The sequence below is a fragment of the Ekhidna sp. genome (assembly GCF_040220215.1).
GTDB lineage: Bacteria > Bacteroidota > Bacteroidia > Cytophagales > Cyclobacteriaceae > Ekhidna.
Genome location: NZ_JAVJTR010000017.1, coordinates 1 through 14551, shown reverse-complemented (window position 1 = coordinate 14551; position 14551 = coordinate 1). Strand labels below are relative to the sequence as shown.

Here is a 14551-nt window from a genome sequence, read left to right as displayed (position 1 = left end):
AATTCTCTAATTTAGAGCTTAGATCAAAGAAATCATCACTACTTGAAACGATTAACTCTCTCTAAGATGGTTTGTGTGAACGGGATAATTAAATTTTCCCTTATAAGCTTACTAATCATTACACTTTTCCCCTCTAACGCTCAGCAGCCACAGGTATATAATCAGTTTTTCATGAACCCTTATATGTATAATCCCGCATATGCGGGTGTAGAAGGGCACGCTGCTATTTTTGTTATGTATAGGGATCAGTGGACCAATATAGAGGGTGCTCCGCAAATTTCACATGCAAGTTTTCATGTCCCACTACAAGGGGGTATTGCCTTAGGTGGTGCAGCTTTTAATGTTTCTCAAGGATTGTTGACAACTTCAGCAGCCAAAGCTTCCGCCTCCTACCTTATTAATATTGATAGAACACACTTCCTACGATTTGGGATGTCATTGGGAGGTGGTTCAAATTCTGTGAACCTCAATGAAATTGCTGATGCAGCAGGAGATCCAGCTATTGCGGGTTTTCTTGATCAATCCCTCTTTTTATTAGGTGATTTTGGAGTTGCTTACCATTTCGGACATTTCAATGTGGGTGTATCGCTCCCTAACTTATTTAGCTATAATCCAATTAACCAGAAGGAGTTATCCATTTCAGAGGTAGAATTCTCTCCAACTGACAATATGTTATTCAAAATGAACTACAGGGGGCATATTAGCGACGACTTTGCATTTGAACCACACATTATATATAGGTATAGCAATGTTATTCCACACCAGTATGAAGGCACTTTGATTACCCACCTTTATCACATTGTATGGGTGGGGGCTTCTTATCGGCAAGATGCAGGAATCATTGGACTTGCCGGGGCAAAAGTGAAAGAAAAATTTGCTGTTGGCTTTGCTTATGAGCTTGGCAATTCTAATATATCATCTGATCTGGGTCCAACTTTTGAGATTAACCTTGGATATCATTTGGGTACTAAAAAAGATCACGCAGAGCACGTTTCTTCGTTCATTAAAAGTCATAGATTATCAGCGGAAGAGCGAGCAAGAAAAGCTGAACTGGAAAGGCAAAAACAACTAGCAGCTCTAAAACAAAGTAGGCCAACTGAGCCGGCAGACGAAGATGCACTTAGCATTGCAAAACCCACTGTTTTGGATGAACCTGATACAGAATCAGAAGTTCCAACAGAAAAAGCAGATGACTGGGATCACCAGGAAGAGCACGAAGAACTCACCCGTGTAAATCAGTTCGGTGAAGAAGAAAAAGGAATACGCCTTGAGAAACCTGATGCTGATGGTGATAAAAGTGTAGTTATAAGCTGGGTGCCTGCTGCAGAAGCAAGCGGCATGAAAGTGGCTTCAGATGGTCATCTTGAGCGTACTTTGCCGGATGGTTCTAAAGAAGTGGGAGTAAAATATGAGAAAACGGCCGCTGATGGTAATGTAGAACACATTGTAAAATGGGATAAAGCGATCAATGAATCACAAGCTGCTGCTATTTCTGAAAATCCTGATTTAACAGAAGAGCACCATGATGAGGTAGCCAAGGGAGACCCTGAATTGACCCAAGACTTCAGGACACATGAAGAATTAGGTGATTCTAACGATCATATGACAACAAAACGAGGTAACCATTTATTGGAATTACCCGCAGGAAACTATGTGATTGCAGGTGCATTTTCAGTTTTCGACCATGCGGAAAACTACAGTGATGAGTTATTCCAAATGGGATTTCATGATACCATTGTTGGATACAATAGTGGCAGAGGTTATTACTACGTTGTAGTATATGAGTCTGGTAGCTTAAACCAGGTAAGATCTAAGCGAGATGAATTCAGAAATATTCCCAAGCTATCAAAAGCATGGGTGCTTCAAGTGACAGAATGATGAGTAAATTATTAACACTACTACTTTTTTGTCCATTAGTGATTTGGGCTCAAAAGCCATTTATAAATAGCATCTCTCCTACCCATGTAGAAGTAGGACAAACAGTAACTATTTCCGGATCTAATTTCACAGGTACCAGCAATGTATATTTTGGCGGTATAGAAGCAAGTTCATTTAATGTTGTTTCCAACAACATTATTGAAGCAATTGTTCCTGCCGGAGCTACCAACAATAGTATTTACGTATTCAACAATAGTTTGATTGCCCAATCCAGTCAACGGTTTTTCATCAGTTTTAGCGGGTCGGACATTTCAAGTTATGATGCCGAGTACACACAAACTACCAACGAACAAGCTGCTTCCGATTTATGTATGTGTGACTTGAATGGCGATGACAAAAACGACATAATTATTGTTCATAATTTGCAATCAACGGATAATAGTCAAAACGAAGTTTCAATTTATTTAAATAACACCGCAGGGACTGATGCATTTACAGGGACTGATTTTCAATTAACACAAGCATTAAATGTCAATACAAATGGATCTGGTTTTTTCTCAGTGACCTGTCATGATCTGGATAATGATGGGGATAACGATTTGGCATTTTCTTCTAACCTTGGTACTAATTCACAAGATATCTATGTTTTGAACAATCCGGGTACTGGAAATTTTTCTCCAGCATCAACCACCTCTAAAGCACTTCCGAATACCAGCACGGGAGACCAGCGATTACCTGGATCTATAGAGGCTGGGGATATGGATGGAGACGGACTGACAGACCTCATTGTAGGAAACAGAACAGATGGCACATTTCATATATTTAGAAATACAGGCGGGCTATCATTTGCAAATGCTGTTGAACTTGAAGCCAATGGAGAAAGTACCGGTTTGATTAAAATTTCCGACTTCAATAATGACGGATATCTGGACATTGTTACTTTGCCGTTCAGGCAAAGTAACAGCAGCATTCATTTATTCAAAAACACAAGCACTATTGGTAATTTCAATTTTACTTTTCAAGGCACACTAACCAATGGTGGTCAGACAAGTGATATAGAAACGGGTGACCTTAATAATGATGGATTACTGGAGATAGTTGTTGCTAGTAGAAACAGCGGCCGGATATCAACTTTTGAAAATCAAAGTTCCGGTGGTTCTATTTCGTTTGGTACGGCAAGTAATCTGACAACCTCCGGAAATTCAGCTTTTGGGGTAAACCTGGGTGATATGAATGGTGACGGGCTTTTGGATATTATATCGTCTTATGCTGCCGGAAATGTGTATGTATTTGAAAACACTTTTAATCCTTCTGATCCTGATCCTATTATTTCCTTCAGTACAGAAGAAATTCAATCTACATCCGGAATTTCAACTCAAAATGTAATGGTGGGAGACCTCAATGGGGATGCAAAACCAGACATGGCATATACCCATAATGTACAGGTCAGCCAAACAGGAAATCTAGGCATCATCTTGAACAGAAACTGTGTTACACCTATTTTATCCCCTTCGCCCACAGATGGTGGGGTGTTTTGTCAAGGGGATATTTTTACCCTCTCCGCGACGTTTTCACCTGGTGCTTCTTATACATGGAGTGTAACTGGAACAAACACCAACACCCAGGCATTAGGAAATACTAATACGCAGAACTTCCAGATGTCCAATTCTGACAATGCTATTATCCGGGTTACTGTTACTTCCGAAGATGGGCAATGCACCACTGAGTTTGCTGAACATACCTACATCATCAATGGGTCGGTAACTTCCGATCCTACAATCAATGTTTCTCAGGCAGGTGTTCTTTGTGTTGGAGATGCGGTCACCTTGAGCACAGCAAGTACATATTCAAATTATTTCTGGACGCAACCAGATGGAAGCACATCCACCACCGCCACAATTGACATTGGATCGATTTCAGCCGCGGATGCTGGTAATTATACTTTAAGTGTACAAAACTCCGGATCATGTTCGAGCTCAGAAGTTACTCAACTTATTGAAGTAAGCTCAGTTCCCAGTTTTCAGATACTGAACAACGGCAATGATGATTTCTGCGATACCTCTACTGGTGTCATACTTGAAGTACCTGACTTCACTTCTGACTACACATATCAATGGTTTCTAAATGGCAGCACAGATCTTGGAAATACAGCTGTATCATATACTGCTACTCAAAGTGGTGATTACACAGTGGTAATAACCGAACAAGCCGCTTCCGGCTGTACTTACACTACTCCAGCTTATACTGTTAATTCAATATCAGAACCTGTTTCAGGTGTGGATGGTCCTGATGAGACATGCGTAGGTTACGAAACAACATTTACTGCTACAAGTACCGGGCAGTCAGGGTTTACACTAACCTATTCTTGGCAGGTGGATGGAAACCCAATTACTCAAACACTTCCTGACCCAGCTCAATTGGACACTCTTTTCACAACTGCGGGCAATCACACCGTTACTTTAACTACCGCCTATGATCCGGCAGAGGTAGATGCATGTAGTGATGAGACCGTTTTTAATGTAACAGCCTCTGACCCTCCTACCTCCCTTACTTTCAACGAAGCAGATAGAGTGCAAAAATGTCAAGGCGATGTGATTTTAATAGGTGTAACAGACACAGGAATCACTTCATATACATGGTCATTGAGAAATGCCCAGGATGCTTCATTCCTAACCATTCCTAATAGTACTGATAGTCTAAGTGCGAACTTTGAGGTGCCTGTTTTATCCAATATTGATTCAGTATATGCAATAGTCGAAGTGATGACGGGCATAAACTGTACTGTGCGCGATAGTATTAAAGTAGTCAATTATCCATCCACTCTGGATATAGCCATTTCTGATAACACCACGCCGGATGTTGTCACTCTGGATGAAGCAAATTTCGTGAACCTTTCTGCTATTAATAGAGATGGATCTATGCCCAACATTACGAATCCTCGCTGGAGACCAAATGATATTATGAGCGATAGTACGAGTATTTCTGTAACTGTATTTCCGAACCAGCCTTCCACTATCGTAACGTTAATTGGAACAGATGAAGATGGATGTGCCGTTTCAAGTGAAATCGAAATCATCCTTAACAACTTAAGACCAAAGCGAACCTTCTCCCCTAATGGTGATGGCATGAATGACTGCTGGGAAATTTTAAACTCCTCGCAACCAAACACTGAAGACTGTAAGGTTTATATCTTCGACTCTAGAGGAAGAAACATAAAAGTGGCTGATGCTCCATTTGTTGATAATTGTGTTTGGGATGGCAACTCAGGTGGCTCACCTGTGCCTGAAGGAATTTATTATTTTGTATTTAAGTGCAGTGATAGCCAAATGAGCAAATCCGGTAGTATTTTACTTGCACGATAATCACCTTATCATCTTATTTAGACCTTTAAAAGAGGATGTTTATCTAAAAATAGCCTTTAAATAGTTATATTTTTTATTGATATAGTTCTGCTTTTGATTATAACTGTACCTTTACCATGACGTGATATACCTTTTGAATTTCAGGGGGTTTATCTACCTTGCTAAAGGGTTACATTATACCATAAAAGTGTATCTATGACCGTATCCATTTCAACTAATACCATGAATAGCTACTGGAAGTCCGTCCTTTATTCAATTTTATTTTTTTCATCACTTATTGTTTCAGGTCAGGAGAACTGTGATAATGGCATTGATGATGATGGAGACGGTCTGATTGACTGTTACGATGGCGACTGCTCAAGCGATGGTGCCTGCGATGATTTCTATTTCGGTAACACTGTTGTTTGCGCCGATGAAATCGATGTAACAACCTTTGCCATACGCAGGCAATGGGGTTCAGAAGATAAAAGTGCTAATAGCCACGCCACTCCCATGGTCGGAGACCTGGACGGAAATGGAATCCCTGAGGTTGTAACAACCAACAAACACGGTAGATCGGTATTTATTATGAATGGCGCTACAGGCGCCACTATGTTTAGTGCAACAATGGGTTTTGACCCTGAGAACGCCCCTGTATTAGGTGATGTGGATAATGATGAATTCGGCGAGATTCTGGTGAGCCAAGATCAAGGTGATGACATGATCATGTATAATCATGATTTAACCATATTATGGGCTGGTAAAGCTTCCAGAAATGATGCCATCGGACTACCTGGGTTTGCCGACTTTGATGAGAATGGTACTGTAGAAATTTACTACAGAAATGAAATTGTGAATGCCACCACTGGTGCCATTATTGTTGCAGGATCAAATTCCGACTGGGAAAGAGACTTTACTCATGGGTCACTTGCTGTAGATGTTCTTCCTGATGCTTTTTGCACTGATTGTGCCGGTTTAGAATTAGTTTCAGGAAATGAAATCTGGGCTATCAATGAAGCTGCGGGCACTAGAACGCTGGCTGCAGATATGGATGATGTCATTCATGCTGATATTGATGCTAACCTGAATTACTATCCAAAATATTATTCTAATTGGGACGATCAATGGTCTACCGTTTCTGCTGCGGATTATAACTTGGATGGAAATTTAGATTTAATAATAACTGGAGCACTTGGAACAAGTTCTCAAACATATAATGGTGAAACAACTATCTTCTTTTGGGATGTCACAAATGGTAATGTGATCACCTATCACGATCCAACAAATAATTTCGTTAGAGGTGCAGGAAGGGTCAACATAGGAGATGTGGATGGAGATGGTAAGCTCAATGCCAACTTCGTCATGAACCAAAAACTTTATTCATTAGATGAAAACTTTAATGTTCACTGGATTCACCCAATTAAAGAAGGATCATCAGGATTTACCGGTTGTTCCCTTTTTGATTTCGATGGTGACGGAGCTGTAGAGGTCGTTTATCGTAGTGAGGAGTCACTTTTAATCATTGATGGAGTTGGAAATGGAGACAATACAACCACCGAAAGAAGAGAAATTGCCTGTGTTTCACGAACCCAGGAAGAATACCCGGTTATTGCCGACGTTGATGGAGATGGGGCCAGTGAAATATGTGTCACCTGTTACTTTGACAACTCTACTCCATTCGGGGGCTATAGTAACTCTGAATTCTCTCATGTCAGGGTTTTTGAATCCGATGGTGAGGCCTGGATGCCGGCACGTGGTGTCTGGAATCAGCATGGGTATTATAACGTAAATATCAACGATGACCTTACAATCCCTCGTGTGGTTCAGGACCCAACACTCATTTCATCTACTGGCTGTGAGTATGCAGATGGCACTCCTGTCCCATTTGAAGTCTTTCCACTTAACACCTTTCTTAATCAGGCGCCCATCTTGAACGATCAGGGTTGCGTGGAATTCGCTTCTCCGGATATTGATTTTGTGGGTATCGTTTCTGCAACGGATGCACAATGTCCGGATGCTGAAATAACCGTTGAATTTCAAATCACAAACACAGGGGATATTGGTATATCAGGAAATTTACCTGTCTCTTATTATTCCGGGGATCCAACTGCAACCCCTTCTAATTCTACCCTACTAGATACAGAGGTTTCCTTTCTTACAAATTTTGAGGTAGGTGAAACCATCACATTAACACAGACTATTGCTGGAATTGGTGGGGATTTCGAACTCTTTGTAGTTATCAACGATGCTGGAGGAACCCCACCCCTGTCCGTCCCATTACCGACTGCATCCGTACCTGAATGTGAAACAGGAAACAACATCCAAAGTACATTAGTTGGCTTCAAAACATTCGACCTGACCGTTGAGAAACTGAATGACAATAGAAAATGTGATCCTGCAAAACCAGATAACGGAAATGCAAGAGCATACTACTTTGGACCTGCTCCGGGACCCAGTGAAAATATCTGGGTTGAAAACTTTCAGGATAGATCCAACGGAGCTCAGTCAGATACCGATGATACTGGGTGGACATCAGATCCTGGTACAGAAGGGCCTGATTTTTACGGCGTAGCTTCATATAGTGGTTCTAAGATGTTTGGAGCCACAGGTACAGGTACCTCGAACGATGTTGGAGTTGTTACCTGGACCTCAGAAGATATAGATATTACCAATTATACAGACATTTCCATTACGGTCGACATGTTCGAAAATGGGAATCAGGAGAGCTCCGGACAGTGGAGAGACTGGGTTCGTGTCAGTTATGCATTAAAAGATGGCAGCAATAATGTCACAGCATCAGGCGTGTTAGGTAATGGTTATCAGGATGGTGACTTTACTTATGCCCAGGCCATTATAGGAAATCTAAACATCGACGGCTCCAATGCATCCCTGGTAATAACAGCCGAAATTCACAACACCAGTTCATCGGAGCACCATTACATAGATAATATTATTGTAGATGGAGTTGGCCCGGATATTACCGATGAGTATACTGAACCGGATGGATTTGTATTTAGATGGTACAATGATGATGACTACAGTACGGTAATTTATGAAGGTAGCCAATACCCTCAAATGGCTACCGGTATCTATGATGTGGTTGGGTATTTTGGAGAAACGGAATGTTACTCTGATACGGTACAGATTGAAATCTTTACCACTATCCCTGATGTACATATTTGGGCCTATGAAGTTAGTCCGGTCACTGATTGTAATTCGCCGGATGGTTCTGTTCACGCATTCGTTTATACACAAACCCAGGACGGCACTTTCCCCGCCTCCCTTTCGAATCCCCCATTGGACACTCTCTTAGATTCAGATGGATACGGTGTAACCTGGAGGATCACTTCAGATCCTACCAATACGGTTATAGCAACTGGAAATACTGTTCAGAATTTAACAGCACAAGTCTATTCTGTAGATATCACCGAAAACCAATCAGGCTGTACTAACACGTCGAATGCTGAGGTGACAAGTACTCTTGCAGATGTTGATGAACCCTCAATAACTGTAACTGATATAATGACTTGCGGGGGTAACGGTCAACTATCCGCGAATGTCAATGGGAATACATCGAATTACACCTTTGAATGGTTTAATGGTACCGGAGTGAAGCCAGCACCTGATTTCACCGGATCTGTATACACTGTATCTAATCCCGGATCATATACGGTTCGTGCCATATCGAATGATACTGGCTGTTCCTCAGATCCAATCACCGGCGTAGTAAATGATTTAGCTAACGCCCCTACTCCTACTGCATCAGCTACAGCAAATACAAGCTGTGCAACAACAGGGAACGGTACTGCGGAAGCTGATGGCGATGGGGCTGGAACAACTGCAGGATATAACTTCACCTGGTTTAGAGGAAATAACACCCTGGCAGCAAACGAAATGCCTGCTGCCTTAGCCGGGTCTGCATTTGGTGCTGGTGAGTATGAGCTAACTGGACTTGTTGGAGGCAATTACACGGTAATTGTAGAAGATGATGCCACGAATTGTTCCGACACCATTTCGGTAAACGTTCCAAGCAACATTGTCGAACCTGAATACAACTTTCTGGTAGACATTGTAGCAGGTAATGTGATGGAAGTGACCAATAAAGCATATGCTGCATTTCCTCAGGCATTAGCCGACGAATCCGCAGTAACTGTGTCTTTTTGGGTTGAGCTTTCAGCTGATAACTACGCAAATAATCATGCCTTCTTCTCAGCCGGAGACAATGCTAAGACAGTCATGGGGATATGGGCTGATGAAACGGAAGGTATTTCAGCCACAATTACTACAGGTGCTGGTGCAGCGACGGTATATTCCAACTTTACACCTACCGGTTGGGTGAATGTCGCATTCACATGGGACGAAGCTACCAACGAGTTAAAAGTATTTATTGATGGCGTAAATGTGGGTACAGTAACACACTCTGGCCCTCATGGTTCTGGACTAGATGATGGTGGTGCAGATATGTATTTTGCCCGAGATGGTAACCTTGGAGCCAATAAGTTTTTCGGAAACATAGATGAATTTAGAGTCTATCATAGAGCACTAGCCGAAGACGATATTCTTGCTGCTGTTTGTGATCCTAGTGCTGCAGCCAGTGGACCTTACCTGTACTACGACTTCAATGATGAGACAGGTACTGCTGACGAAGATCCAATCTTTAATAAAGGTACAGCCGGTGCTGCTGGTAATGGAACTGTTCAAAAAACAGGGGCTGCCGCCGGTGCAGTGAAATGGGTTGCTGCTGATTATGATTGTCCGCTTTCAACTGGGTTTTCGAATACCAGCTGTGATCCTTCTCTGCCGAATGGTTCGTTAGATATGACAGGTTTAGTTGACCCAATTGGTGCCAACTATGAGTATACCCTTTATTTGGGGTACGGAACAGATAGCACAAGCACTACAAACACGACTGGTATATTTACTGAATTAGTAGATGGATTTTACACTATGGTGGTAAGAGATGTCGATTCAGACTGTGAAACTGACGAATTGAATTTATCCATAGCATCAGCTCCAGATATTCCAATCATTGCAACAACCATTACCAATGATACCTATTGCGTTGATGGTTCCGGACAAATCGCAGTGTCAAGTCAGGTTGGAGGAGATGAACCATCAGCATATACCTATGAGATTTTTGATGGACATAGTTTTACGACCGAGCTAACTTCAATTTCTGACATAAGTGTGGCAAATGGCTCCACTGGGCATTCGTTCCAAAACCTGGAGGACGGAAGTTATCGAATCAGAGTAACCAATGACGACACTCAGTGTACAGACTACACAGATGTAGTAGTTGGAAATAATCCAACTACTCCACAATTTACTGCATCACCCAATGTAGTAAATAATACTTCCTGTAGTTCTCCTAATGGATTTATTTCTGTCAATATCCAAGGTGGAAATACCGGATACGAATTTGATTGGTATGATGGTTCATCTGTTGCCACGGGAACACCCATTGCTTCTTCCTCTAATCAAATCAACAATCTGGATGATGGTGACTATACGGTAGTTGCAAGAAATACAACTACGGGTTGTGAGACAGCAGAGTTGACCTTGGCCATAGTTGATGATCCAACTACTTTTGATGTGGTTATTGTTGAAGAAAGTGCAGATACATCATGTGGAGTTGGAAATGGTTCACTGCGTGCATACGCTACCAGTGACCCAGAGACCCCATGTACGGAGTGTACTGCAAATTATTCGTTCCAGTGGAGATATAATGGTGCTGACATGACCAACGGTGTGGATCCTGGAAATAATTCCAATCCATCAGGTGTTACCAGCAGTACTATTACAGGACTATCCGGTGATCTAAATAATTACTCGGTGGTGATGACCCATAATACTTTTGGGTGTACTGCCAATGAGTCGATCATTCTTACCGAGAACGAAACTAATCCTACACTTTCGCTCGTGAGCACTCAGGATAATACCAGCTGTGATGCTTCTACCTATACGGGAGAAATTCATGTCTCTGCATCGCCTGCTGATACATATACTTATGAATACTTCTATTCAAACGGAACTCAGGTAACTGATGGAGGAACTGTCTCTGGAAGCAGTACTGCTGACCTGACTGGTGTGGTTAATGATATTTATAAAGTGGTGGTAACTTCTTCAACAACAAGTTGTTTTTCTGATACGTTGAGTGTTGAAATAGATGCATCCCCTACTAAACCTGACTTTGAAGCTGCGGCTGTCGGAGCTGGATCAACCAACAACACCGTCTGCGATGAAACCATCACAGGCGCATTTAATGGGGTCGCCAAAGTCGACATCCTTTCAGGGGTTATCGGTGACTACACCGTCACTTGGTTCGATGGATCAGGCACTGGTACGCCAGGTACCTACACCGTTGATGCTGGAGATCAAACTCGATACACTGAACTTCCGGGTGGTACATACACCGCGCTCATCCAAAACACCGGTGGAAATCAATGTGATACCACCATTCAGGTGACCATCATCGACGATGAAGTGGATGTGACTTACACCAACAGTGCAGCTGTGGATGTCACCGCTTCTCCGCTCACCTCGTGTGTGGGAGCTGCTGACTTCCCGAATGGTAGTATCTCTATCGATACCACCAACATCGAAGGAAGTGGTAACTACACCTTCGAAGTATACTATGGTGGCTCTGTGGTAGATCCTGACAGCCTGCTTGACATCACAGGCACAACCGACATCTATGCTCAAAAAACAATCGCTGATCCGGGTGCTGCGGTCAATGTGGACCTTTCCTACACCGGAACAGTTGCTACCGTCTCAGGCCTCAATGATGGAGACTATACTATCGTGGCAGTTGATACCGATACCGGTTGTAGAACAAATGAAACTACTGTAACAATCATCAATGACCCTGTTACTTTTACACCATCCATAACAGTAATTAATAATCAAACATCTTGTGATCTGAATGATCCAAACGGTGAGCTTTCTGCTGATGCTGATGGTGTAGGGACTGTTGCCGGATATACATTCGAGTGGTTTAAAGGCAATAGCACTAACCCGGCAGATGAAGTTACTCTTCAATACGCTACCGCCACCGTTTTTGGTACTAATAATAGCCAGGTGAGTGGCCTGCCTGCAGGAACCTATACGGTAGAAGTAACCGATGGGACATCAACATGCTATTATACCGCAGAAGCAACCATCTTAAGTCAGAAAGTAAATCCTGTTATTGACGGAGCAGTGGTTGTCGATGATAGTGATCAATGTGAACCTGGAAATGGCGGATTGACAATTACCGTTAATGATGGGGGCAGCACGAATCCCCAAAATGGTGTAGGAGGTTATACATTCGAGTTATTTGAGGGTAGCAGCCTTATAGGAACTCCACTGCAAACTATTAACCAAACCACAGTTTCAGGTGGCAATGATGAGGCTACTGTATCATTCACAGGCCTCTCTGATGGGGATTATACCATTAGAGCCACTGACAATAACACCTCATGCTTAGTTGTTTCTACAACTACAACTGTCGGTTTTGATGGTGTTACCATCGATATAGTAGAGTCTGCAATGGCTAACAACGCCTTAACCACATGTTTTACCGCTGATGGTGAATTAAATATTGGAACTGCCATACAAAATATTCCGGCCTCATATACCGATGATATCACCATTACTTGGTATGTAGGAACAGATACAAGCGATGTTAACGATCAAATCGTAAATCAAATAGTTACTCCAACTTATCCTGCCAATGCTGTTTTTAGTAATACAACCATTAATAACTTAGGCGGCACACCAATCAATATTATCAATGGTGAGGTTACTTTATTGCCAGCTATTAGTTATACTGGTGTAATTGAGCTAACCAATGGGTGTAAATATCTTATAACAACTGATTTGGCAGAATTGGGAGCACCGGATTTATCGCTTGCGATTAATACCCAGCCTACGAGATGTCAGACTGTTTTTGATGGAAGTTTCGATATCACTATAGATCCACCAGGAACAAATGATGCTGGAAACTTTGATTACTTTGTATTCCAGGGAAGTCGATCAATTTCTGGAAATACGAATGCTCCAAATAGTCCATTTACTCCAGCGATTACAGATGCAGCATATGCTCCAGTTCATACAAATGGCACATTTACTTCTCAAGAAAATGTAGCTGCAGATGCAGGAACCGGATTTGATTTTACTGCTTCGACAATTACAAGAAATGATGGCGGATCTTGGGTAGCGGATGGATATACGAATAGTGATCAGATTACAGTTCTCAATGCAACTAATGCTGCAAACAATGGAACTTATACCATCACAAATGTAACTGCTACTGTAATTACAGTTTCAGGCACTCCACTAACTGCAGATGCTGGAGATAATTCTTCAACTTTTGGATTAAATATGGGGGAACCCGTTACCCTCACTATTAGCAATTTAGAATCTGGGTTGTACACAATTGCTATTCGAATTAATGATGGTGATGAATGTATTACTAATGTCCAAACTATTACATTGGATGAGCCTGAAGAACCGTCTGTAACTTTGAATACATATTCAGATAATACTGTATGTGATATCAGTGGTGGACTTACTTACAACGGATTCATTACCGTAGATGCAACACATCCAACCCTTGCAGATGCAGCAGATTTTGTCTGGTACGAGGATCTGGATGATAACGGAACATATGTAGCTCTTCAACCCGGAGCTGGATCTGGAGTAGGTTTTAATGTTGTTAACGAAACTGAAAATGGTGTTACATCAAATACAGTCTCAGGTCTTGGTGAAGGGAAATATAGAGTGGTAATTGAAAACAATGCAGGAGCTTGTACTGATACACTTGATATAGAATTATTTGATGATCCAATAGCCTATTCCGTAGGAAATACAGCTGCAGATACTACACATGTTAATATTATTAACTGTCTAGAATTTGGAGCCTTCACATTAGAGAGAATCCTTCAAAATGGCGCTGTTGATCCAAATTCAGATACAGAAGCTGAAATTCAAACGGATTTTGATCTTACTTGGAATAACCTAACAACATCCTCTGTAATTGTTCCTAATATAAGTGAAACTTCTGCTGATAACCTTACAGCAGGTTCCTACCGAATCGATATAGAAAGCCTAATAACAGGGTGTACAACATCCTATGGCTTTATTATTTCTGATAATTCCGTAGACCCTGCCCTGGCGCTTGGATCTAAGACTGCTGATACACAGTGTGTGGATGCTGACTTTGAGGGAGATGGCGCGTTGACCATTACCGTCTCTGAAAATGGTACTGCGCTGACCGCCGCTACTGTGGTGGCCAACTATGTCGTGGAATGGTACCGTGGTACGTACACTAATGGAACCTACCCGGGTACTGG

General features: G+C 42.0%; 3 protein-coding genes. All 3 read left to right on the top strand.

Annotated features, from left to right (window positions below; genetic code table 11):
• Positions 1-66: 66 nt before the first annotated feature.
• Positions 67-1878 carry a PorP/SprF family type IX secretion system membrane protein gene (locus RIC88_RS12765; protein WP_350217938.1) on the top strand — a complete coding sequence of 604 codons (1812 nt, stop codon included), beginning with the start codon at positions 67-69 and terminating at the stop codon, positions 1876-1878.
• The gene (locus RIC88_RS12760; protein WP_350217930.1) at positions 1878-5240 is read left to right on the top strand and encodes an FG-GAP-like repeat-containing protein; all 3363 of its coding nucleotides are present in this window, start codon (positions 1878-1880) and stop codon (positions 5238-5240) included. Before RIC88_RS12765 ends, RIC88_RS12760 begins: the two co-directional genes overlap by 1 nt.
• Before the next feature lie 195 nt (positions 5241-5435).
• Positions 5436-14551 (top strand): LamG-like jellyroll fold domain-containing protein (locus tag RIC88_RS12755; RefSeq protein WP_350217929.1); only part of this gene is annotated, 9116 nt, incomplete at its 3' end.